This is a genomic window from Pseudomonas fluvialis, from assembly GCF_002234375.1.
GTDB classification, from domain to species: domain Bacteria; phylum Pseudomonadota; class Gammaproteobacteria; order Pseudomonadales; family Pseudomonadaceae; genus Aquipseudomonas; species Aquipseudomonas fluvialis.
Genome location: NZ_NMQV01000039.1, coordinates 1 through 21,628, shown reverse-complemented (window position 1 = coordinate 21,628; position 21,628 = coordinate 1). Strand labels below are relative to the sequence as shown.

General features: G+C 62.0%; 22 protein-coding genes. 10 read left to right on the top strand and 12 right to left on the bottom strand.

Annotation, left to right across the window (positions count from 1 at the left end; all coding sequences use genetic code 11):
* Positions 1 to 49: 49 nt before the first annotated feature.
* From aruF to CFY91_RS14950, 7 genes are all read right to left on the bottom strand, one after another.
* The gene (gene aruF, locus CFY91_RS14980) at positions 50 to 1,075 is read right to left on the bottom strand and encodes an arginine/ornithine succinyltransferase subunit alpha (protein WP_093987194.1); all 1,026 of its coding nucleotides are present in this window, start codon (positions 1,073 to 1,075) and stop codon (positions 50 to 52) included.
* Positions 1,076 to 1,108: 33 nt separating this feature from the next.
* The gene (locus CFY91_RS14975) at positions 1,109 to 2,329 is read right to left on the bottom strand and encodes an aspartate aminotransferase family protein (RefSeq protein WP_093987193.1); all 1,221 of its coding nucleotides are present in this window, start codon (positions 2,327 to 2,329) and stop codon (positions 1,109 to 1,111) included.
* A gap of 197 nt (positions 2,330 to 2,526) precedes the next feature.
* The gene (locus tag CFY91_RS14970; RefSeq protein WP_093987192.1) at positions 2,527 to 3,507 is read right to left on the bottom strand and encodes a GlxA family transcriptional regulator; all 981 of its coding nucleotides are present in this window, start codon (positions 3,505 to 3,507) and stop codon (positions 2,527 to 2,529) included.
* Positions 3,508 to 3,622: 115 nt separating this feature from the next.
* Positions 3,623 to 4,387: an ABC transporter ATP-binding protein gene (locus CFY91_RS14965; RefSeq protein WP_093987191.1), complete on the bottom strand. Its 765-nt coding sequence runs from the start codon at positions 4,385 to 4,387 to the stop codon at positions 3,623 to 3,625.
* A gap of 53 nt (positions 4,388 to 4,440) precedes the next feature.
* Positions 4,441 to 5,139, bottom strand: coding sequence for an ABC transporter permease (locus CFY91_RS14960; RefSeq protein WP_093987190.1), 699 nt, complete (start codon positions 5,137 to 5,139; stop codon positions 4,441 to 4,443).
* A gap of 10 nt (positions 5,140 to 5,149) precedes the next feature.
* On the bottom strand, positions 5,150 to 5,839 hold the full coding sequence (locus tag CFY91_RS14955; protein WP_093987189.1) for an ABC transporter permease: 690 nt from the start codon (positions 5,837 to 5,839) through the stop codon (positions 5,150 to 5,152).
* Between the two features lie 73 nt (positions 5,840 to 5,912).
* Entirely contained in the window at positions 5,913 to 6,686 is a 774-nt protein-coding gene (locus tag CFY91_RS14950) for an ABC transporter substrate-binding protein (RefSeq protein WP_093987188.1), read from the bottom strand.
* Between the two features lie 531 nt (positions 6,687 to 7,217).
* On the opposite strand from CFY91_RS14950, the gene CFY91_RS14945 reads away from it, so the two are divergent.
* On the top strand, positions 7,218 to 7,805 hold the full coding sequence (locus CFY91_RS14945; RefSeq protein ID WP_093987187.1) for a nucleoside deaminase: 588 nt from the start codon (positions 7,218 to 7,220) through the stop codon (positions 7,803 to 7,805).
* An 88-nt stretch (positions 7,806 to 7,893) separates the two neighbouring features.
* On the opposite strand, the gene acs is transcribed toward CFY91_RS14945, so the two are convergent.
* From acs to CFY91_RS14930, 3 genes are all read right to left on the bottom strand, one after another.
* Positions 7,894 to 9,846, bottom strand: a complete 1,953-nt coding sequence (acs, locus tag CFY91_RS14940) for an acetate--CoA ligase (RefSeq protein ID WP_093987186.1) — start codon at positions 9,844 to 9,846, stop codon at positions 7,894 to 7,896.
* 207 nt (positions 9,847 to 10,053) lie between these two features.
* Positions 10,054 to 10,653: an FMN-dependent NADH-azoreductase gene (locus CFY91_RS14935; RefSeq protein ID WP_093987185.1), complete on the bottom strand. Its 600-nt coding sequence runs from the start codon at positions 10,651 to 10,653 to the stop codon at positions 10,054 to 10,056.
* 102 nt (positions 10,654 to 10,755) lie between these two features.
* Positions 10,756 to 11,079 (bottom strand): 3-phosphoglycerate kinase, encoded by a 324-nt coding sequence (locus tag CFY91_RS14930; RefSeq protein WP_093987184.1) that lies wholly within the window; start codon positions 11,077 to 11,079, stop codon positions 10,756 to 10,758.
* Between the two features lie 51 nt (positions 11,080 to 11,130).
* Between CFY91_RS14930 and CFY91_RS14925 the strand changes: the two genes are divergently transcribed.
* The 3 genes from CFY91_RS14925 to CFY91_RS14915 are packed head-to-tail and all read left to right on the top strand — an operon-like array spanning position 11,131 to position 13,434.
* Complete coding sequence (locus CFY91_RS14925; protein WP_093987239.1) at positions 11,131 to 12,078, top strand: LysR family transcriptional regulator; 948 nt, start codon at positions 11,131 to 11,133, stop codon at positions 12,076 to 12,078.
* Positions 12,071 to 12,877, top strand: a complete 807-nt coding sequence (locus CFY91_RS14920) for an alpha/beta fold hydrolase (RefSeq protein ID WP_093987183.1) — start codon at positions 12,071 to 12,073, stop codon at positions 12,875 to 12,877. Before CFY91_RS14925 ends, CFY91_RS14920 begins: the two co-directional genes overlap by 8 nt.
* A gap of 2 nt (positions 12,878 to 12,879) precedes the next feature.
* Positions 12,880 to 13,434, top strand: a complete 555-nt coding sequence (locus tag CFY91_RS14915; RefSeq protein ID WP_093987182.1) for a peptidylprolyl isomerase — start codon at positions 12,880 to 12,882, stop codon at positions 13,432 to 13,434.
* Positions 13,435 to 13,494: 60 nt separating this feature from the next.
* On the opposite strand, the gene dcd is transcribed toward CFY91_RS14915, so the two are convergent.
* Positions 13,495 to 14,061 (bottom strand): dCTP deaminase, encoded by a 567-nt coding sequence (gene dcd / locus CFY91_RS14910; RefSeq protein WP_093987181.1) that lies wholly within the window; start codon positions 14,059 to 14,061, stop codon positions 13,495 to 13,497.
* Between the two features lie 279 nt (positions 14,062 to 14,340).
* Here dcd and CFY91_RS14905 point away from each other — a divergent pair, with 279 nt between their 5' ends.
* Both CFY91_RS14905 and CFY91_RS14900 read left to right on the top strand, forming a co-directional pair.
* On the top strand, positions 14,341 to 14,550 hold the full coding sequence (locus CFY91_RS14905) for a cold-shock protein (protein ID WP_093987180.1): 210 nt from the start codon (positions 14,341 to 14,343) through the stop codon (positions 14,548 to 14,550).
* 180 nt (positions 14,551 to 14,730) lie between these two features.
* Complete coding sequence (locus tag CFY91_RS14900; protein WP_093987179.1) at positions 14,731 to 15,180, top strand: bacteriohemerythrin; 450 nt, start codon at positions 14,731 to 14,733, stop codon at positions 15,178 to 15,180.
* 27 nt (positions 15,181 to 15,207) lie between these two features.
* Here the strand turns inward: CFY91_RS14900 and apbC are convergent, their stop codons facing one another.
* The gene (gene apbC, locus CFY91_RS14895) at positions 15,208 to 16,296 is read right to left on the bottom strand and encodes an iron-sulfur cluster carrier protein ApbC (protein WP_093987178.1); all 1,089 of its coding nucleotides are present in this window, start codon (positions 16,294 to 16,296) and stop codon (positions 15,208 to 15,210) included.
* A 143-nt stretch (positions 16,297 to 16,439) separates the two neighbouring features.
* Here apbC and metG point away from each other — a divergent pair, with 143 nt between their 5' ends.
* The 4 genes from metG to rsxC form a co-directional block, all read left to right on the top strand.
* Positions 16,440 to 18,482, top strand: coding sequence for a methionine--tRNA ligase (metG, locus tag CFY91_RS14890; RefSeq protein ID WP_093987177.1), 2,043 nt, complete (start codon positions 16,440 to 16,442; stop codon positions 18,480 to 18,482).
* 151 nt (positions 18,483 to 18,633) lie between these two features.
* Entirely contained in the window at positions 18,634 to 19,218 is a 585-nt protein-coding gene (gene rsxA / locus CFY91_RS14885; protein WP_093987176.1) for an electron transport complex subunit RsxA, read from the top strand.
* Complete coding sequence (gene rsxB / locus CFY91_RS14880) at positions 19,215 to 19,790, top strand: electron transport complex subunit RsxB (RefSeq protein WP_093987175.1); 576 nt, start codon at positions 19,215 to 19,217, stop codon at positions 19,788 to 19,790. The genes rsxA and rsxB overlap by 4 nt, the downstream gene beginning before the upstream one ends.
* The coding region (rsxC, locus tag CFY91_RS14875; RefSeq protein WP_093987174.1) for an electron transport complex subunit RsxC at positions 19,787 to 21,628 on the top strand (1,842 nt) is incomplete at its 3' end. The genes rsxB and rsxC, both read left to right, overlap by 4 nt.

Sequence of the window (21,628 nt, the reverse complement as noted above, 5' to 3'; positions counted from 1 at the left end):
GACTGGCGACGCGCCGCGAATGGATATCAGACGGGCTGCTCGGCAGCCTTCACACGGCCACCAGGCGTACGCTGTCGCCTGCCGCCACCCCCAGGGCCTCGGCCATCGCCGGGGTCAGGCTGACCGGACGCCCCGGTGCCCAGTCCAGCTCAGCCACCAGGGCGCGGTAATCCTGCAACAGACCATTGCACAGCAAGTACGGACGGCAGGCATGGCCCGGCGCCGTCTCGCTGTCCACCCGCACGGCCGCGACACGACTCTGCGCAATCGAGCGAATCCCTGAAGTAGGCGCATGCAAGGTCGGCCCGCCATCGAAGATATCGATGTAGCGGTCGGTCTCGAAACCGTCACGCATGAGGATATCGAAGGTCACCTGGGCACGCGGGTGCACCTGGCCCATGGACTCCTGGGCGGCATCCGGCAGCAGCGGCACATAGATCGGATAGTGAGGCATCAGCTCAGCCAGGAAGGTGCGACTCTTCAGGCCACACAAGCGCTCGGCCTCGGTGTAGTTCATATCGAAGAAGTTGCGCCCCACCGCATCCCAGAACGGCGAGTCGCCGTGCTCGTCGCTGTAGCCAACGATCTCCACCACCAGCGCATCGGCAAAGCGTTCCGGGTGACTGGCCACGAACATCAGACGACCACGCGAAACCAGCTCGGCATAGGCGCTTTGCACCAGCGCTGCCTCAATGTAGAAGCTGGTCAGCAGGCTGTTGCCGGTCAGGTCATGACACAGCGACAGGGCATGGATCTTGTTGTGAATACCCAGCGAGCGCGAGGCATGCACAAAGGTCTCATTACGAAAACTGTAGAACGGTTCGGAATAGCCGGCCGAGGCGACGATCGCCGAGCAGCCGACCAGGCGGCCCTGCTCGGTATCTTCAAGCACGAAGAAATAACTTTCCTCGCCATTGAAACTGACCTCGGCGGCAAACGACGCCTCCGAGGCCACGATCTTCTCGCGCAGGCGCTCGTCGTCATCCGGCAGCGAGGTCACCCCCACCGGGCTGTCCGCCGCCAGGCGACGGACATCGGCCAGGTCGGCCAGTTGAGCAGGACGCAGGACGAGCATCGGCAAACTCCTTGAAAACAGCGGGCGCCAGGATCAAGCCTGGCTAAGGCGCGCCAGGGCACGCTCGAAACGGGCCAGGCCTTCATCGATATCGGCCTGCTCGATCACCAGGCTGGGCGCAAAGCGCACCACGTCCGGGCTAGCCTGCAACACCAGCAGCCCTTCTGCCACGGCGGCATCGAGAACCTGCTTGGCTTTACCCTGCCAGGCCGGATTGAGCACTGCACCAAGCAACAGCCCCAGGCCGCGCACCTCTTCGAACAGGCCATGACGCTGCCCCATGGCCTGCAAACGCTCGCGGAACTGCTCGCTGCGCGCCTTGACGCCGTCCAGCACCTGCGGCGTATTGACGATATCGATCACCGCTTCGCCGACCGCACAGGCCAGCGGGTTGCCCCCGTAGGTAGTGCCATGGGTACCGACGGCCAGATGCTTGGCCAGCTCGCTGGTGGTCAGCATGGCGGCGATCGGAAAACCACCACCCAGGCTTTTGGCACTGGACAGAATGTCCGGGGTCACACCGTAGTGCATGTAGGCAAACAACTCGCCACTACGTCCCATACCGCTTTGCACTTCATCGAAGACCAGTAGCGCATTGTGCTGATCGCACAGTGCGCGCGCGCCCTCCAGGTAGGCCCGTTCGGCCGGCAGCACGCCGCCCTCGCCCTGGATAGGCTCCAGCACCACAGCGCAGGTCTTCTCGGAAATAGCCGCCTTGAGTGCTTCCAGGTCGTTGTAAGGCACATGGGTGATGCCGCTGATCTTCGGCCCGAAGCCATCCGAATACTTGGGCTGCCCGCCGACGTTGACGGTAAACAGGGTACGTCCGTGGAAACTGTTGAATGCCGCAATGATCTCGTACTTGTCCTCACCGTAGCGGTCATGGGCTACACGCCGCGCCAGCTTGAAAGCGGCCTCATTGGCCTCGGCACCGCTGTTGCAAAAAAACACCCGCTCGGCAAAGGTCGCTTCGACCAGCTTGCGGGCCAGGCGCAGGGTCGGCTCGTTGGTGAACACGTTGGAAATATGCCAGAGCTGTTGGGCCTGCTCGGTCAGCGCCGCCACCAGCGCCGGGTGGCAATGCCCAAGCACGTTGACGGCGATACCGCCGGCAAAGTCGATCAGCTCGCGTCCACTCTGGTCCCACACGCGAGACCCCTGGCCGCGCACCGGCACGAAAGCGGCCGGGGCGTAGTTGGGCACCAGGTACTGGTCGAAATCAGCGCGGGCTACGGACACATGCTCAGCGGACATCAAGGATTCTCCTGCCGGTTAGGGCTAGCGATGAAAGGATTGTAGGGACTGCATGAGCCGGGGCATTGCCGCCAAGCGACAACTTGTTACAGCGGCAAACCGGCTTTTTTGCCAGCTTGCACGGATGCGACAGAAAGCTATGCAAAGGCGCAGTGTAAACCCTGTGCCGCCTGGCGCGCAGCGTTTGCCGGCACGGATCAGCCGCGTTCGCTGCCCGCAGCCTCGGCCTGGCTGGCACCACGACGCTGGTTGCGGTCCTCGCGCGGCGTAGCACCAAAGAAATTACGGTAGGCACTGGAGAAATGCGGCCCAGAGGAAAAGCCGCAGGACAGGCCGATCTGAATGATCGACTTGCTGGTCTGCATGAGCAGCTGGCGAGCCTTGTTCAAGCGCAGCTCCAGGTAATACTGACTGGGCACACGATTGAGGTATTGCTTGAAGATACGCTCCAGCTGACGACGCGATACGCAGACATGCTGGGCGATCTCGTCGGTGGTCAACGGCTCCTCGATATTCGCCTCCATCAACAGCACGGCCTGGGTCAGCTTGGGATGGCTCGAACCCAGCCGGTTCTGCAGCGGAATGCGCTGGCGCTCACCCCCTTCGCGAATACGTTCGACCACCAACTCCTCGCTGACCGCACCCGCCAGCTCGGCACCCTGGTCGCGCGCCAGCATGGCCAGCAACAGGTCCAGCACTGCCAGGCCGCCGCAGGCCGTGAAACGGTCACGATCCCAATCGAACAGGTGGCTGGTGGCAATGACCTTGGGGAAACGCTCGGCAAAATCATCCTGCCAGCGCCAATGCACGGCACAACGGTAACCATCCAGCAGCCCCAACTGGGCCAGTGCATAGACCCCGGCCGAGAACGCCCCGAGCAGCACGCCAGCCCGCACCTGCTGACGCAAACATTGGGCAAGTGCTGGCGAGACACCGGCGGGCGGCTCATCAGCCAGCAGGATGACGCGCCCACAACTCTCCAGACGCTCATCCCACAACTGCCCGGGCAACCCCCAGGCACCCTCGGCACAGGGTTCGGCCTGCATGAACAGCACTTCATAACTGAGCTGCGGCTGTACGCGACGCGCCGTCTGCAAGGCCTCTTCGGCCAAGGCCAGCGTGACCGGGCGGGTACCCGGCCAGTAGAGAAAAGCAATGCGGTGGGCGCTATGAGTCATGAGCAGGGTTATCGACCAGGGCGGGCCGGCGCGTTGAGCGACCGACGATAAAGGCCAGACGCCAGCTGCGCCCGCAGGGGCACAGACAAGGCAACACGCACAGTGTAGCCGCGCTTCACTTGAGACTGCCGGACAAAAACTGGCGCAAGCGCTCGGACTGCGGATTAGCCAGCACTTCCTTGGGGCAACCACGCTCCTCGACCAGCCCCTTATGGAGGAACACCAACTGGTTCGAAACTTCGCGGGCAAAGCCCATCTCGTGGGTTACCACCACCATGGTGCGGCCCTCCAGGGCCAGGTCCTGCATCACCCGGAGCACTTCGCCTACCAGCTCGGGGTCGAGTGCCGAGGTGGGCTCGTCAAACAACATCACCTCCGGCTCCATGGCCAGCGCCCGGGCAATCGCCACGCGCTGCTGCTCACCGCCACTCATGTGTGCCGGATAAGCCTCCTTGCGGTGGGCAACCCCCACCTTGGCCAGGTAGTACTCGGCTTTCTCGCGCGCCTCACGCTTGGCCATGCCCAGCACATGCACCGGGGCTTCCATGACGTTATCCAGCGCACTCATGTGCGACCACAGATTGAAATGCTGGAACACCATGGCCAGTCGCGAACGCATGCGCTGCAACTGGCGGGCATCCTCCGCATGCAACGCACCGTCCTTGCCGGCCTTGAGGCGCAATTGCTCGCCATTGAGCAAGATACGTCCGGCATGTGGCTGCTCGAGCAGGTTGATACAGCGCAGGAAGGTACTCTTGCCCGAGCCGCTGGAGCCGATGATGCTGATGACATCACCGGCACGCGCCGCCAGCGAGACGCCCTTGAGCACTTCGTTGCTGCCGTAGCGCTTGTGCAAATCGTCGACTTCTAGCTTGTACATGCCAGTCTCCCAACCCGCTCGCGGCAAGCGGCGGGCACAAAACAAAGATCAGATCAGTGCCGGCGCGGTGCCAGGTAGGCCAGCCAGCGCCGCTCGGCGAGCTTGAACAGGCGCACCAATACGAAGGTCAGCAGCAGATAGCAGAGCCCGGCGGTGATGAAGGCCTCGAACGGCAGGTAGTACTGCGCATTGAAGGTTCGCGCCGCACCGGTGATATCCATCAGCGTCACGATCGATGCCAGGCTGGTGGTATGCAGCATCATGATCACCTCATTGCTGTACTGCGGCAGCGCACGGCGCAAGGCCGAAGGCAACAGGATGCGCCGATACAGCAGGCCGGGCGACATGCCCATGGCCCGCGCCGCTTCGATTTCGCCATGCGCGGTGCTTTTCAGGCTACCGGCAAGGATCTCCGCGGTGTAGGCACTGGTATTGATGGCAAAGGCCAGACAGGCGCAGAAGGTGGCATCCGATAACCAGGGCCACAGCCAGCTCTCACGCACGCTGTGGAACTGCGCCAGGCCGTAATAGACCAGGAACAGCTGTACCAGCATCGGTGTGCCACGAATCACATAGGTATACAGCCAGGCCGGGAAATTCACCCAGGGCCGCCGCGATACACGCATCAGCGCCAACGGCACGGCCAGCAACAAGCCAACTGCCAGGGCAATCAGCAACAGCTTGAGGGTCACCAGAATGCCCTGGCCATACATCGGCAGGTTGGCCCAGACCAGGGCGATATCGAAACTCATCGCGGCGCCCTCACAGTTCGGCCAGCTTGACGCCGGCGCTGTAGCGCTTCTCGACGAAACGCAGTAAAAGCAGCGACACGCTGGTCAGCAGCAGGTAGAGCGCAGCCACGGCCAGAAAGAAGGTAAAAGGCTCGCGCGTCGCGTCAGCCGCATTCTTGGCACGAAACATCATGTCTTGCAGGCCAACCACCGACACCAGCGCGGTCGCCTTGGTCAGCACCAGCCAGTTATTGGTAAAGCCGGGGATCGCCAGGCGCACCATCTGCGGCACCAGAATGCGCAAGAACACCTGCAGGCGGCTCATGCCGTAGGCCAATCCGGCCTCGCCCTGCCCGGCGGCAATACCGAGAAAGGCGCCACGAAAGGTCTCAGACAGGTAGGCACCAAAGATGAACCCCAGGGTCAGCACGCCAGACCAGAACGGGTCGATATCGATGTAGTCCTCGTAGCCAACCAGTGGCGCCAGTTGGTTGACCAGCTGCTGCCCACCAAAAAAGATCAACAGGATCAGCACCAGATCGGGGATACCACGAATTACCGTGGCATACACCTCACCCAGCAGGGCAAGCCAGCGCAGCGGCGACAGACGCAGCGCAGCACCGAGCAGGCCAAGGGCAATGGCCACCAGCATAGACAGCAAGGCCAGTTGCAAGGTCAGCCAGGCACCTTCAAGAATGGTGGGCGCATAACCGTGAAGCATAAGTTGCGTTCCTCAAACGCCACGGGCGCGCACCGGCTCCCAGAGGCTCCGGCGCGCGCCCGTAGGCGGGTGATCACTGGCCGTAGATATCGTACTTGAAGTACTTGTCCTGAACCTGCTGATAAGTGCCATTGGCACGAATCTCGGCGATCGCCTTGTTGAAACGCTCAGCCAGCGCCCGGTCGCCCTTGCGCACGGCAATGCCGATGCCCAGACCGAAATAATCATGATCGGTGAAGTCAGGCCCCACCAGAGCAAAGCCCTTGCCGGCGTCAGTGGCCAGGAAGCCTTCGTCGATATTGACCACGTCAGCCAGGCTGGCATCCAAACGGCCGGCAGCCAGGTCGAGGAATACTTCGTTCTGCGAGCTGTAGCGAACAATCTGCGCGCCAGCCGGAGCAAAGCGCTCGGTGGCGAAGCGGTCGTACACCGAGGCACGCTGCACACCGATCTTCTTGCCATTGAGCGCTTGCGGCAACTCGCCCAGCGCGCTGCCCTCTTTCATCACCAGCTTGGCCGGGGTGTGGTAGTACTTGTCGGTAAAGTCCACCGACTTCAGGCGATCCTCGGTGATCGACAGGGAGGACAACACGGCGTCGAACTTGCGCACCTTGAGCGCCGGAATCAGCCCGTCGAACTCCTGCTCGATCCACTGGCACTTGGCCTGCATTTGCGCACACAGCGCATTGCCGATGTCATAGTCGAAACCACTGATCTGCCCTTGCGGGGTCTTGAAGGCAAAGGGCGGGAAAGCCGCCTCGATACCAATACGCAGCGGTTTCTCCGCCTGGGCCAGGCCGGCAAACAGCGACAGGGCAACGGCGCCCAGCACAGCGAGCTTATTCATCGTGGCAACTCCTGCGAAACAGTGGCAGCGCCAGGCCAGGCCTGCACCCTGCAAAAATGAGCGGAGACGGGCTGTCGGCGCGGGGAACACGGCGCCGGCGACGACCCGCCAGTAGGCCGGCATTCTAGCGACAGGTCGCAGTCCGATATTTCCTGAATGCGACAACTAATTACAGAACAACCTGCGCCAGCAGAACAGCGCCTTGACAGCGCAGCAAAAAAATGACCAACAAGACAGGAATAAAAATCTGTAAATCCTTTCAAGAACCGAGCCACACTGGCCATTACCAGCCTATCCAAGGCTTTCCATAATCTTCCAAAACCACTGCCAAAGCCTGGTGTGACAGCCGGTAGCGGCCCGGCTACGCTCGGTAACACCTCATGAGCCAACCGCCCGAACAACCGATTTAAATCGATAAAAGCACCAAAAAAAACCAACACCTCCCAGACATGCCCCCATTCAGGGCGCCTCTTGCCCTCACACGCCTATCCGGCGGAGCATTACGCCCAAGCCTTATCCGGGAGCCTGCTCATGCCCCTGCCCAGCCTGCTGCACCTGACACTACCGCATTGGCTACGTGACTACCTGGCCAGCCAGCCCAGCCACTGGCCAAGTGACGCACAACGCATGCAACTGGTGCTGGAACTGGCGCGGCGCAACATCGAGGCCGGTGACGGTCCTTTCGCCGCCGCCGTGTTCGACGCGCAAGGACGCCTGCTGGGCGCTGGCGTCAACCAGGTCACGCGCCAGCAACAATCGCTGGCGCACGCCGAAGTCCTGGCCATGGCCATGGCTGAGCAGCACCTGGGGGACTACCAGCTGACCAGGGTTGGCGCGCAACTGGTCAGCAGTGCCGAACCCTGCAGCATGTGCCTGGGCGCCCTGCATTGGGCGGGAATCAGCAGCCTGTTGTATGCCGCCAGCGATGCTGACGTACGCGCCATCGGCTTTGACGAAGGCGACAAACCCGCCCACTGGGCAAATCAGCTGCGCGAGCGCGGCATACAGGTGCGTGGCGGGCTGGCCGCCCAGCAGGCCCGCCAGTTGCTGCACTGCTATCGGCAACAGGGCGGCCCGCTCTACAACGGCAGCCATAAAGACAACGCCCCACGCGACTGAGTCGCGCAGGGCGCTGGGCATCCCGGCTTGTGACCGGAATGTGCCGGATCGCTTCGCGACGGGCCACCTGGGCAGCCCGCCACACGGATCAGGCGGCTTGCATCTGACGATGCGTTTCGACGAGCTGCTGCACCACGCCGGGATCGGCCAGCGTGGAGATGTCGCCGAGGGCATCGTATTCGGCGACGGCGATCTTGCGCAGAATACGGCGCATGATCTTGCCCGAGCGGGTCTTAGGCAGCCCTGGCGCCCACTGGATGACATCCGGCGTGGCGATGGGACCGATTTCCTTGCGCACCCAATTCTTCAGTTCCTGACGTAGCTGTTCGGAAGGCTCCTCGCCCGACGTCAGCGTCACGTACACATAAATGCCCTGCCCCTTGATGTCATGCGGCACGCCCACCACCGCTGCCTCGGCCACCTTGGGATGCGCAACCATGGCGCTCTCCACCTCGGCAGTGCCCATGCGGTGCCCGGAGACATTGAGCACGTCATCCACCCGCCCGGTGATCCAGTAGTAGCCGTCCTCATCGCGACGCGCACCATCGCCGGTGAAGTACATGCCCTTGAAGGTCTTGAAGTAGGTATCAACGAAACGATCATGATCGCCGAACAGCGTCCGCGCCTGCCCCGGCCAGGAATCGGTGATCACCAGATTACCCTCGGTGGCACCGTCCAGGATGTTGCCCAAGTTATCCACCAGCGCAGGCTGCACACCAAAGAACGGCCGTGCTGCGGAGCCTGGCTTGAGAGCATGTGCTCCCGGCAAGGGGCTCATCAGGCAGGCACCGGTTTCGGTCTGCCACCAGGTATCGACGATCGGGCAGCGCGAGCGCCCCACTGTCTCGTAGTACCACTGCCAGGCCTCCGGGTTGATCGGCTCACCCACCGAACCCAGCAGACGCAGACTGGAGCCATCCGCTCCTTCCACCGCCGCCTTGCCCTCGGCCATCATGGCGCGGATGGCGGTAGGTGCCGTGTAGAGGATGTTGACCTTGTGCTTGTCGATGATTTTCGCCACCCGGGTCACATCCGGGTAGTTGGGCACACCTTCGAACATCAGGGTGGTCGCGCCGTTGGCCAGCGGACCATAGACCAGGTAACTATGCCCGGTCACCCAACCAATATCGGCGGTACACCAGTAGACCTCGCCAGGGCGATAGTCGAACACTCGCTCATGAGTCAGTGCGGCATACAGCAGATAACCACCGGTGGTGTGCAGCACGCCCTTGGGCTTGCCCGTGCTGCCGGAGGTGTAAAGGATGAACAACGCTTCTTCCGCGCCCATTTCCTTGGGTGCGCAGACGCTACCCGCCACCTTCAACAGGTCGTCGTACCAGATGTCACGGTGCTGGTGCCACTTGATGTTGCCGCCCGTGCGCTTGACCACGATGATCTTTTGCACGCTGGCGGTTTCCGGGTTGGTCAGCGCCTCGTCGACGTTTTCCTTCAGGGGAATCTTCTTGCCGGCACGCAAGCCTTCGTCGGCGGTAATCACCACTTTGGACTTGCAGTCGATGATGCGTCCGGCCAGGGCTTCCGGCGAGAAACCACCAAACACCACCGAGTGGATCGCGCCGATACGCGCGCAGGCCAGCATGGCGACGACGGCCTGCGGAATCATCGGCATGTAGATGGTCACCACGTCACCGCGATGGATGTCCTGGCCACGCAAGGCGTTGGCCAGCTTGCAGACTTCCTCGTGCAGCTCGCGATAGGTGATATGCCGGTGCTCGGCCGGATCATCGCCCTCCCAGATGATCGCCAACTGGTCACCGCGAGTTTCCAGATGACGATCCAGGCAGTTGGCCGACACGTTCAGGGTGCCATCGGCGAACCACTTGATGTCCACATGATGGTCATCGAAGGTGGTCTGCTTGACCTTGCTGAACGGCTTGATCCAATCGAGCCGCTTGGCCTGCTCGCGCCAGAAACCATCGGGATTGATCACCGACTGCTGGTACATGGCCTTGTAGGTGGCTTCATCGGTAAAGGTATTGGCGGCGACTTCCGGGCGAACCGGATACAGGGTGGCGCTCATGACACGGAACCTCGAGACGTTGTTGTTTTTGTATGTCTACAGTTGTAGTCGGCAGCCTCGGTGCGGGCCATTCGACCATGGTCTTACCGTGAAAATAGCCGACTGGCGGCACAAAAAAAGCCGCCATGTCCGCCATCTTCGCCGCTGATTGCGACACTCCGGCAACACGGCGGCTATGCCGCAAAGGAGCAAACGGCAAGCAGTCAATCAACCCAGCGCGGCCAACTGGCCTAGCGCCTTGTCCAGCCCCTCCTGCTGCAACGGCTGGCCCAGGCTCTGCCCTTCGGCATGTACGAAATCAACCTGATGGATACCGATAAAGGCCAGCAACTGGCGCAGATAAGCCTCCTGCAGATCCTGCGGGCCACCGGCATAGATACCCCCGCGCGCAGTCAACACCACGGCCCGTTTGCCGCGCAGCAAGCCTTCCGGGCCATTGGCGCCGTAACGGAAGGTCACCCCGGCACGCAGCACGTGGTCGAACCAGGCCTTGAGGGTGCTGGGAATCATGAAGTTGTACATGGGCGCGGCAATAACCAGCACATCAGCCGCCAGCAACTCCTCAATCAGCCTGTCGGAGCGCTGCAGCGCCTGTTGCTGCGGAGTGCTGAGCTGGTCTGCCGGCTGCATCCAGGCCTGCAACAGATCGGCATCGAGATGCGGCACAGGTTGCGCAGCCAGATCTCGCCAGACCACCGTGTCAGCGGCATGCCGGGCCTGCCAGGCATCGACCAGGCGACGGGTCAACTGACGGGATACCGAACCTTCCTGGCGGGCACTGCTTTCAATGACGAGCATACGGGACATGGGCTTTTCTCCAGCGGTGGGGATGCGATAGAGAACAGGTTATCCCGCAAAAAAACGATTAAATAGCGCAATTAATCGCTTTTAAAGATCGATAAAATCGATTTAATCTTGAGCTAACGGCTTACAGGTCAACTGCACACGCAAACGCAGCACACTGCGCGTAAAGCGCACGCTGAAGTTGGCACTGGCCCCCGGCGCCAACTCGGCGCGCCGCACCTTGGGCGCTTCCGGACCGCTGCGAAAGCGCGCCTCGCACTGCGCGGCCTGGCCGCCATAGTTATAGAGCTGCAAACCTGCCAGGTTGTGATCGATGGCAATCACGCTGGCCGAAATTTCGCTACCGTTGAGCTGCTTCTCGATCTCTTTGGGAAAGGCTTGCGCCAGCAAGGGCATGAGCAGCAGCGCACAACAGATGATTCGTTTCATGGAGGGCCTCCAGCATCGGGGGCGCCCAGCTTAGGCCACAAGGGGGCAATGATGAAAGCGCCGCGCGTGACCCTGGAACAATGGCGCACCTTGCAAGCCGTGGTCGATCATGGCGGCTTTGCCCAGGCCGCTGAAGCCATCCACCGCTCGCAGTCCTCGGTCAGCTACACCGTGGCGCGCATGCAGGAGCAACTGGGCGTCCCGCTGCTGCGCATCGAGGGGCGCAAGGCGGTGCTCACTGAAGCCGGCGAGGTACTGCTGCGCCGCTCGCGCCAGCTGCTCCTGCAGGCCAAACAACTGGAAGACCTGGCCAGCAACATGGAACAGGGCTGGGAGGCTGAAGTACGCCTGGTGGTCGATGCCGCCTACCCCACCGAACGCCTGCTGCGTGCCCTGGCAGCTTTCATGCCGCAAAGCCGCGGCTGCCGGGTACGCCTGCGCGAAGAAGTACTCTCCGGCGTCGAGGAAGTCCTGCTCGACGGCACTGCCGACCTGGCGATCAGCAGCCTGAGCATCGTCGGCTACCTGGGCCATGAACTGGGCGAAGTGGAGTTCATCGCCGTGGCTCACCCCGCCCATGCCCTGCACCAGATGCAGCGGCAACTCACCCTGGAAGACCTGCAGAGCCAGCTGCAGGTGGTGATTCGCGACTCCGGCCAGCAACGCCCGCGCGATGTCGGCTGGCTGGGTGCCGAGCAACGCTGGACGGTCAGCAGCCTGAGTACGGCGGTAACCTTCGTCGCCAATGGCCTGGGCTTTGCCTGGCTGCCCCGGCACCTGATGCAGCGTGAGCTGGAAGAAGGTCGACTCAAGCCGCTTCCGCTGGCCAGCGGTATGCGCAAGCGTCCACGTTTCAACCTGTACTGCCACAAGGACAAGCCATTGGGCCCGGCCAGCCAGATTCTGGTCGAGCTGATCAAGACCTTCGATGCCCTGCCGCTGGATGCCGCATTTGCCGCGCCCGCGGCCCTCACCGCAAAGGAACCTGCCGATGTCTGAGTTCAAACAGGGCGACTGCCGCCTGCACTACGAAATCCATGGCCGCGGCCAGCCCGTGCTACTGGTACACGGCCTGGGCTCCAGCACACGCGACTGGGAATACCAGCTACCGGTACTCAAGCAACACTTCCAGGTCATCAGTCTCGACCTGCGCGGCCATGGCCGCTCCGACAAGCCCCGCGAGCGTTACAGCATTGCCGGCTTTGCCGAAGACGTCGGCGCGCTGATCCGCCACCTAGAGCTTCCGCCGGTACACCTGGTGGGCATCAGCATGGGCGGCATGGTCGGCTTCCAGTTGGCCGTCGACCAACCGCAGCTGCTACGCAGCCTCACCGTGGTCAACAGCGGCCCGGAGGTCAAGGCGCACAGCCTGCGTGACTGGCTGGAAATCGCCAAGCGCTGGAGCCTGTCGCGCCTGCTGAGCATGGAACAAATCGCCAACGGGCTGGGCCGCCTGCTGTTCCCCAAGGCCGAACAACAGGCTCTGCGCGAGAAAATCCAGCAACGCTGGCCGGAAAATGACAAGCGCGCCTACCTGAGCGCCCTCGATGCGATCATCGGCTGGAGTGTGCGCGAACACCTGGGGCGCATCAGCTGCCCGTGCCTGGTGGTCAGTGCCGACCGCGACTACACGTCAGTGGCGAGCAAACAGGCTTATGTGCAACAGTTGCCCCATGGCCGGCTGGTGGTCATCGAAGACTCACGCCACGCCACGCCCATGGATCAACCCGAGGCCTTCAACCAGTGCCTGCTGGCCTTTCTCCATGAACTCGATTCCCCCACCACCAAGAAGGACTGATCATGCTCAAACGTCTGTTGCTCGCCACCTGCGCCCTGGTTTTCAGCGCCCAACTGCTGGCTGCCGACAATCCGCGCGTGCTGCTTACCACCAGCATGGGCGAGATCGAACTGGAACTGGATGCCGGCAAGGCACCGATCAGCGTGGAAAACTTCCTGGCCTATGTCGAAGACGGCCACTACGACGGCACGCAATTCCATCGCGTAATTCCCGACTTCATGATTCAGGGGGGTGGTTTTGACAAGGACATGCAGCAAAAGCGCACCCGCGCACCGATCCGCAACGAAGCCAACAATGGCCTGAAGAACCTGCGCGGCAGCATCGCCATGGCCCGCACCCAGGCTGTCGACTCGGCCACCAGCCAGTTCTTCATCAACCACGCCGATAACGCCTTCCTCGACAATGGCGCACGCGACTTTGGCTACGCGGTGTTCGGCAAGGTGGTCAAGGGCATGGAGGTGGTCGACGCCATCGCCAAGGTGCCCACCGGCATGTATGGCATGCACCAGAACGTGCCACAAGAACCGGTACTGATCATCAGCGCCAAACGCCTGTAACAGCCAACAAAAAGCCCCGCACGGCACACACCGGGCGGGGCTTTTTGTTGGCTTGTCACATCAGGTACGCGGCAGGGTAACGCCAGTCTGTCCCTGGTACTTGCCGCCGCGATCCTTGTAGGACACTTCGCAGGGCTCGTCCGACTGCAGGAAGAGCATCTGCGCCACGCCCTCGTTGGCATAGATCTTCGCCGGCAGCGTGGTGGTATTGGAAAACTCCAGGGTCACATGCCCCTCCCACTCCGGCTCCAGCGGCGTCACATTGACGATGATGCCGCAGCGTGCATAGGTGCTCTTGCCCAGGCAGATGGTCAGCACATCGCGTGGAATACGGAAATACTCGACGGTGCGCGCCAGGGCGAAGGAGTTCGGCGGAATGATGCACACCGGACCTTTGACATCGACAAAGCTCTTCTCATCGAAGTTCTTCGGGTCCACGGTGGCCGAGTGGATATTGGTGAACACCTTGAACTCGTCGGCGCAGCGCACATCGTAGCCGTAGCTGGACACGCCGTAGGAGATCAGGCGCTCACTGCCTTCGGTACGCACCTGGCGCTCGACGAAGGGTTCGATCATGCCGTGTTCCTGCGCCATGCGGCGAATCCACTTGTCCGATTTGATGCTCATGGCGGGCGTCCTGAGAAGCTGGATAAAAAGAGAAAACAGCGCGCATCTTAACGGGCTGGCGCCACCGGTCAATCCGCCAGCGCCAGCAGCCTCTGGAAATAAAGCGAAGTTTCCCTGGCTTAATGACCGCAAAGGGGCTACTGTGGCGGCCTGTTTGCATTGTGTCACCGTGAATCGCTACCTGATCGCTGGATCCGACGACTCCTTTTGCTCGCTGCACTCAGTCCATGTCCGGGCCGTTCCGGAGATGGAATACCCATCGTCTCAAGGAGATACATCATGTCCAATCGTCAAACTGGCGTAGTCAAGTGGTTCAACGATGAGAAAGGCTTCGGCTTCATCACCCCGCAATCCGGTGACGACCTGTTCGTGCACTTCAAAGCCATCCAAGGCGACGGCTTCAAGAGCCTGAAAGAAGGTCAGAACGTGTCTTTCGTCGCTACTCGCGGCCAGAAAGGCATGCAGGCCGAGGAAGTTCAGGTTATCTGAACCCCTCCGCACTGAAAAAACCCGCTTCGGCGGGTTTTTTTATGCGCGCCGAAAAGCCTTCCCGCAAAAGCGCCAGAGCTTGATCCATGTCAAAGGGCTAGCGCCAGAAAATAAACACCATACTTTTTGCATGGTTTTTAGCCGGCAACAACAACAATAAATGACATGGAAGCACGCACTATGGGTTTTGAAATCAGTTGGTCCAGCGAGTTCGAGACGGGCATCGATATCATCGACCAGCAACACAGACGCCTGTTCGACTACTTTGCCGAGATCGAAGCGGCCATTGCCGCCGAAGCCAGTGAACAGGTCAGCCTGATCGTACGCGGGCTGATCGACTACGCGATTTCCCACAACACCTTCGAAGAGTCACTGATGGAAAAGGCCGGCTACGCCATGCTGGCAGCTCACCGACAAGTGCATGAGGCCTTCCGTGAACGTGCCAACAACTATGCAGTGCGGCTTGATCAGGGCGCGGATCCGATGCGCGTGGCACGCGAGCTACGCGTAGACATCGGTCTATGGCTGATCAATCACATCAAGCGCGAAGACCAGCACTATGTGCCGTGCGTGAAAAAAAGCCTGGACCAGGGCTTTGTCTCACGCATGCTCGGCAAGTTCTTCGGCTAAGCAGGCGGCACAGGCCGCCTATGCCCATCAGTCATCACTGACACTGATGCTCGGCACCCCCGCCTGACTCAACTGGCTCAGGCGGGCACCGACGGTACGCGCCATCTGCTGGTAGAGCATGGCGATCTGGCTTTCCGGATCGGCGATGGTGGTCGGTCGGCCGCCATCGCATTGCATACGAATGGCCATCGACAAAGGCAGTGACGCCAGCAGGTCGACAGCATACTGCGCGGCCAGTTTCTCGCCGCCGCCTTCACCGAACAGATGCTCGGCATGCCCGCAGTTACTGCAGATATGCACCGCCATGTTTTCCACAACACCCAATACCGGAATATGTACCTTGCGGAACATCTCGATGCCTTTGCGGGCATCCAGAAGGGCTATGTCCTGGGGCGTGGTCACAATCACGCTACCGCTAACCGGCACTTTCTGCGCCAGGGTCAGCTGAATATCGCCGGTACCCGGCGGCATATCGACGACCAGGTAGTCCAGCTCGTCCCAGGCTGTCTGGGTAATCAATTGAATCAGCGCCCCGGACACCATCGGCCCACGCCAGACCATCGGCGTGTTGTCATCCGCCAGAAAGGCCATGGACATCACCTGAACGCCATGCGCCTGCAACGGCACGAAGTACTTCTGCTCACGCACCTGCGGGCGAGTACCCTCAGCAATGCCGAACATCAAGCCCTGGCTGGGGCCATAGATGTCCGCATCGAGCATACCTACCCGCGCCCCTTCACGCGCCAGGGCCAGCGCCAGGTTGGCTGCCGTGGTGGACTTGCCCACCCCGCCCTTGCCCGAAGCCACTGCGATGATGTTTTTCACTCCAGCCAGTGCCGGCACCTGGCCTGCTCCAGCATGCGCAGCAATCTGCACATCGACCTGCACCTGCGCCGCACTCACTCCCGGCAGATTCTCCAGGGCCATTTGCAACATTTGCGCCCAGCCACTCTTGAATAGCCCGGCGGCATAGCCAAGTTCCAGGCGCACGCTCAGCCGTTCGCCCTGGATATCGACCTCACGCAGACAGCCGGCAGAGACGGGGTCCTGATTGAGATGAGGATCGGTGAACTGACGCAGGCAGGCTTCGACCGCTTGGCGGGTAACGGCGCTCATGGGGCAACTCCAAAAGACTGAGCAAAACAGGCGGGCATCATACCAGCAGCGCGCGCCACAGCGAGCGCACGGCGGGTGGCTTGCAACTGGCGGCTGCTTTATAGTGCCCGACTTCCTTTGTAACACCCGATGGCCCGCTCACCATGTCCGAAGCCCGCAAGATTCTCGTTACCAGCGCCCTGCCCTACGCCAATGGCTCCATTCACCTGGGCCACATGCTCGAGTACATCCAGACCGACATGTGGGTGCGTTTCCAGAAACTGCGCGGCAACCAGTGCACCTACGTCTGCGCCGACGACGCCCACGGTTCGGCGATCATGCTGCGCGCCGAGAAGGAAGGGATTACCCCGGAACAGCTGATCGCCAACGTGCAGGCCGAGCACAGCGCCGACTTCGCCGACTTCCTGGTCGACTTCGACAACTACCACTCGACCCACGCCGAAGAAAACCGCGAGCTGGCCTCGGGCATCTACCTGGCGTTGCGCGACAAGGGCCACATCGCCACCCGTTCGGTAACCCAGTATTTCGACCCCGAGAAGGGCATGTTCCTCGCCGACCGCTTCATCAAGGGCACCTGCCCCAAGTGCGCAGCCGAGGACCAGTACGGCGACAACTGCGAGAAGTGTGGCGCCACCTACGCGCCGACCGACCTGAAGAACCCACGCTCGGCCATTTCCGGCGCCGTGCCGGTGCTCAAGGAATCCAAGCACTTCTTCTTCAAGCTGCCCGACTTCGAAGCCATGCTGAAAAGCTGGACGCGCAGCGGCACCCTGCAGGATGCCGTGGCCAACAAGATCGCCGAATGGCTGGATGGTGGCCTGCAGGAGTGGGACATCTCCCGCGACGCGCCCTACTTCGGCTTCGAGATTCCCGATGAGCCGGGCAAGTACTTCTATGTCTGGCTGGACGCCCCGGTCGGCTACATGGCCAGCTTCAAGAACCTCTGCGCCAAGCGCCCGGAGCTGGATTTCGACGCTTACTGGGCCCCGGACTCCACCGCCGAGCTGTACCACTTCATCGGCAAGGATATCGTCAACTTCCACGCCCTGTTCTGGCCGGCCATGCTCGAAGGCGCCGGCTACCGCAAGCCCACCGCGGTCAACGTGCACGGCTACCTGACCGTCAACGGCCAGAAGATGTCCAAGTCGCGCGGCACCTTCATCAAGGCGCGCACCTATCTGGATCACCTGAACCCGGAATACCTGCGTTACTACTACGCCAGCAAGCTGGGCCGCAGCGTCGATGACCTCGACCTCAACCTCGAGGACTTCGTGCAGAAGGTCAATGCTGACCTGGTCGGCAAGGTGGTCAACATCGCCAGCCGCTGCGCCGGTTTTATCCACAAGGGCAATAACGGCGTACTGGTCAGCGCCAATCCCGAGCCGGAACTGTGGGACGCCTTCCAGGCCGCCGCGCCGAGCATTGCCGACGCCTACGAGGCCCGCGACTTCGCCCGCGCCATGCGCGAAATCATGGCCCTGGCCGACCGCGCCAATGCCTGGATCGCCGACAAGGCGCCGTGGTCACTGAACAAGGTGGAAGGCAAGCAGGCCGAAGTGCAGGAAATCTGCGCCCTGGGCGTCAACCTGTTCCGCCAGCTGGTGATCATGCTGAAACCCGTGCTACCCAAGCTGGCTGCCGATGCCGAGGCCTTCCTCAATGTAGCGCCACTGAGCTGGGCCGATCTGGCCACGCCGCTGGCCAACCACCAACTGAATCCGTTCAACCCGCTGCTGACCCGCATCGAGCCGGCAAAAATCGACGCCATGATCGAAGCCTCCAAGGAAGACCTCGCCGCCGAGAACGCCGCACCGGCCGCCGCCGGCAATGGCGAACTGAGCAAGGACCCGCTGGCCGCCGAGATCAACTTCGACGCCTTTGCCGCCGTCGACCTGCGCATCGCGCTGATCGAGAAGTGCGAGTTCGTCGAAGGCGCCGACAAACTGCTGCGCCTGACCCTGGATATCGGCGACGCCAAGCGCAACGTGTTCAGCGGCATCAAGAGCGCCTACCCGAACCCGAGCGAGCTGGAAGGCCGCCTGACCCTGTACGTGGCCAACCTGGCCCCGCGCAAGATGAAGTTCGGCATCAGCGAAGGCATGGTGCTGGCCGCCGGCCCCGGCGGCAGCGAAATCTACCTGCTCAGCCCGGACAGCGGCGCCAAGCCGGGACAACGGGTCAAATAGCTACGCCGCGGGCAGCAGGCGCAAGCGATGCCATGCCACGGGCGGGCAGTCACTTGCAGCTTGCAGCACATGGCGGCTTCTCCAGATAATAAGCCGCCTAATTTTCTCCCCCAGGCCCATCTGCGATGCTCTTTTGCATGAGGCACAGCGCATGACCGAACTCGCCCTGATCATGGTGAGCGCCATTCTGGTGAACAACTTCGTACTGGTGCAGTTCCTCGGCCTGTGCCCGTTCATGGGCGTATCGAAGAAGATCGAGACCGCGCTTGGTTTGTCGCTGGCCACCACCTTCGTGCTGACCCTGGCGGCCATCTGCAGCTATCTGCTGCAGCACTATGTGCTCAAGCCGCTGGACCTGGAATACCTGCGCACCATGAGTTTCATTCTGGTCATTGCCGTGGTGGTGCAGTTCACCGAGATGGTGGTGCAAAAGACCAGTCCGTTGCTGTATCGGGTGCTGGGCATCTTCCTGCCGCTGATCACCACCAACTGCATCGTTCTGGGGGTGGCCTTGCTTAATGCCAACCGCAGCGAATACACCTTCCTCAGCGCCAGCCTCAACGGTTTTGCCGCCGGCCTGGGCTTCTCTCTGGTGCTAGTGCTGTTCGCAGCGCTGCGTGAGCGTATCGCCATTGCCGATGTGCCCAAGCCCTTCCAGGGCGCCTCCATCGGCATGATCACCGCCGGCCTGATGTCACTGGCCTTCATGGGCTTTGCCGGGTTGATCAAGCTATGAGCCTGGTGCTGATTGCCGTTGCGGCACTGCTTGTCCTGTGTCTGCTGGCCGGCGCCATCCTCGGTTTCGCCGCGGTACGTTTCAAGGTAGAGGGCGACCCCATCGCCGAGCAGATCAATGCCCTGCTACCACAAACCCAGTGCGGCCAATGTGGCTACCCTGGCTGCAAGCCCTACGCCGAGGCCATCGCCAACGGCGACAAGATCAATAAATGCCCACCCGGCGGTGAAGCGACCATCCAGGCGCTGGCCGACCTGCTCGACGTGGAAGCCGAGCCCCTGGACGCTGCCGAAGGTGAAAAACCGCCCATGGTGGCCTTCATTCGCGAGGCCGAGTGCATCGGCTGTACCAAGTGCATCCAGGCCTGCCCGGTAGATGCCATCGTCGGTGCCGCGCGACAGATGCACACAGTGATCAGCAGTGAATGCACCGGCTGCGACCTCTGCGTGGAGCCTTGCCCGGTGGATTGCATCGATATGATCCCGCTTGGCCAGTCGCTGCAAGGCTGGAAATGGAGCCTGCCACTGGCTCCCGGCCAACTGATCGCCACCGACCGGGAGCATGCTGCATGAATGCCGAACTGCGTATCTGGGATATTCCCGGCGGCATCCATCCGCCGGAACAGAAGGCACTGTCCAACCGCACACCGATCATCGCCGCGCCCCTGCCGGCCCGCCTGATTGTGCCGCTCACCCAGCATATTGGTGCGCCCGCCGAGCCGTGCGTACAGGTTGGCGAACAGGTACTCAAAGGCCAGTTGATCGCCGCCGCCAACGGCCTGATCAGCGCGGCCGTACACGCTCCCAGCTCCGGCACCGTAAGCTTCATCGGCGAGCAACCCTATCCGCATGTATCGGGCTTCAGTGCGCCGGCCATCGTCATCGATACCGACGGCCAGGACACCTGGTGCGAGCTAGAACCCTGTGCCGACTACCGGCACCTCTCGGCCAGCGAGCTGTTGGAGAAAATCCGCCAGGCCGGCATCAGTGGCCTGGGTGGCGCCGGCTTCCCCAGCGCGGCCAAGCTCACCGCGCGCCCCTCGCAGAAGATCCACACGCTGATCATCAACGGCACCGAATGCGAGCCGTACATCACCGCTGACGATGTACTGATGCGCGAACGCGCCAGCGAGCTGGTCTCCGGTATCGACATCCTGGTGCAACTGATCCAGCCCAACCAGGTGCTGATTGGTGTCGAGGACAACAAGCCTGAAGCCATTGCCGCACTGCGTCAGGCCCTGCAGCAACGCAGCTACACGCTCAAGGTATTCCCCACCAAGTATCCCTCGGGTGGCGAGAAACAACTGATCCAGATCCTCACCGGCAAAGAAGTGCCATCCGGTGGCTTGCCTGCCGATATCGGCATGCTCTGCCAGAACGTCGGCACCTGTGTTGCCATCCATGATGCCGTGGTACTGGGCAAGCCGCTGATCTCGCGCGTCACCACCCTCACTGGCGAAGCGCTGACGCGCCCGGGCAATGTGCAGGCGCTGATCGGCACCCCGGTTGGCGAACTGCTGGCCTTTGCCGGTCTGGCAGAGCAGCGCCTCGACCGCCTGATCATGGGCGGGCCGATGATGGGCTTTAGCCTGCCCTCTCTGGATGTCCCGCTGATCAAGACCAGCAACTGCCTGCTGGCCGTCACCCGCGAGGAACTGCCGCCAGCGCCGCCCGCATTGCCGTGTATTCGTTGCGGCGAATGCGCCGACGCCTGTCCGGCCAGCCTGTTGCCGCAGCAACTGCATTTCTTTGCCCTCGGCCAACAGCATGAACAGCTCAAGGCACACAACCTGTTCGACTGCATCGAGTGTGGCGCCTGTGCCTATGTTTGCCCTTCGAGCATCCCGCTGGTGCAGTACTACCGCGCGGCCAAAGCGGAAATCCGCGAGCTGGAACAAAAGCAACTCAAGGCCGAACACTCCAAACAGCGCTTTGAGCAGCGTCAGGAACGCCTGCGCCGTGCCGAAGAGCAAAAGGAAGCCGAACGCCAGGCACGCGCAGAACGTGCAGCCAAGGCCAAGGCAGCCCAAGCCGCCAGCCCTGCACCGGCAGCCGAGACCACACCTGCCGATGAGCAACTCAAGCGCCTGAAGATTGCCGCGAGCATGGCTCAGGTGGCGTTGAAAAAAGCGGAAAAACAGCTGGCCATCCACGACACCGCCGAGCTGCAGAACCAGGTCAGCGAGCTACGCGCTGCGGCCCAGGCGGCCGAACAGGCCCTGCAGGCCGCCCAGGCCAGCACGCCCAGCACACCGCCAGCCGCTGCTCCCGCCGGCCAGGACGAGGCGCTGAAAAAAGCCAAGATCGAAGCCGCCATGCTCAAGGCCCAGCTACGCAAGCTGGAAAAACTCGACAGCCCCAGCAGCGAGCAGCAGGCCGAAATCGCCCAACTGCAACAGCAACTGGCCAGC

What these genes read in the sequence shown, in the direction of transcription:
- CFY91_RS14965 (WP_093987191.1), bottom strand. Translation starts at nt 4,387, where the DNA reads ATGTACAAGCTAGAAGTCGACGATTTGCACAAGCGCTACGGCAGCAAC.
- CFY91_RS14930 (WP_093987184.1), bottom strand. Translation starts at nt 11,079, where the DNA reads ATGAAACGAATCATCTGTTGTGCGCTGCTGCTCATGCCCTTGCTGGCG.
- rsxA (WP_093987176.1), top strand. Translation starts at nt 18,634, where the DNA reads ATGACCGAACTCGCCCTGATCATGGTGAGCGCCATTCTGGTGAACAAC.
- CFY91_RS14970 (WP_093987192.1), bottom strand. Translation starts at nt 3,507, where the DNA reads ATGACTCATAGCGCCCACCGCATTGCTTTTCTCTACTGGCCGGGTACC.
- aruF (WP_093987194.1), bottom strand. Translation starts at nt 1,075, where the DNA reads ATGCTCGTCCTGCGTCCTGCTCAACTGGCCGACCTGGCCGATGTCCGT.
- CFY91_RS14975 (WP_093987193.1), bottom strand. Translation starts at nt 2,329, where the DNA reads ATGTCCGCTGAGCATGTGTCCGTAGCCCGCGCTGATTTCGACCAGTAC.
- apbC (WP_093987178.1), bottom strand. Translation starts at nt 16,296, where the DNA reads ATGAGCGCCGTTACCCGCCAAGCGGTCGAAGCCTGCCTGCGTCAGTTC.
- CFY91_RS14920 (WP_093987183.1), top strand. Translation starts at nt 12,071, where the DNA reads ATGTCTGAGTTCAAACAGGGCGACTGCCGCCTGCACTACGAAATCCAT.
- CFY91_RS14955 (WP_093987189.1), bottom strand. Translation starts at nt 5,839, where the DNA reads ATGCTTCACGGTTATGCGCCCACCATTCTTGAAGGTGCCTGGCTGACC.
- CFY91_RS14945 (WP_093987187.1), top strand. Translation starts at nt 7,218, where the DNA reads ATGCCCCTGCCCAGCCTGCTGCACCTGACACTACCGCATTGGCTACGT.
- CFY91_RS14915 (WP_093987182.1), top strand. Translation starts at nt 12,880, where the DNA reads ATGCTCAAACGTCTGTTGCTCGCCACCTGCGCCCTGGTTTTCAGCGCC.
- rsxB (WP_093987175.1), top strand. Translation starts at nt 19,215, where the DNA reads ATGAGCCTGGTGCTGATTGCCGTTGCGGCACTGCTTGTCCTGTGTCTG.
- CFY91_RS14925 (WP_093987239.1), top strand. Translation starts at nt 11,131, where the DNA reads ATGAAAGCGCCGCGCGTGACCCTGGAACAATGGCGCACCTTGCAAGCC.
- dcd (WP_093987181.1), bottom strand. Translation starts at nt 14,061, where the DNA reads ATGAGCATCAAATCGGACAAGTGGATTCGCCGCATGGCGCAGGAACAC.
- metG (WP_093987177.1), top strand. Translation starts at nt 16,440, where the DNA reads ATGTCCGAAGCCCGCAAGATTCTCGTTACCAGCGCCCTGCCCTACGCC.
- CFY91_RS14935 (WP_093987185.1), bottom strand. Translation starts at nt 10,653, where the DNA reads ATGTCCCGTATGCTCGTCATTGAAAGCAGTGCCCGCCAGGAAGGTTCG.
- CFY91_RS14900 (WP_093987179.1), top strand. Translation starts at nt 14,731, where the DNA reads ATGGGTTTTGAAATCAGTTGGTCCAGCGAGTTCGAGACGGGCATCGAT.
- CFY91_RS14905 (WP_093987180.1), top strand. Translation starts at nt 14,341, where the DNA reads ATGTCCAATCGTCAAACTGGCGTAGTCAAGTGGTTCAACGATGAGAAA.
- acs (WP_093987186.1), bottom strand. Translation starts at nt 9,846, where the DNA reads ATGAGCGCCACCCTGTATCCGGTTCGCCCGGAAGTCGCCGCCAATACC.
- CFY91_RS14950 (WP_093987188.1), bottom strand. Translation starts at nt 6,686, where the DNA reads ATGAATAAGCTCGCTGTGCTGGGCGCCGTTGCCCTGTCGCTGTTTGCC.
- CFY91_RS14960 (WP_093987190.1), bottom strand. Translation starts at nt 5,139, where the DNA reads ATGAGTTTCGATATCGCCCTGGTCTGGGCCAACCTGCCGATGTATGGC.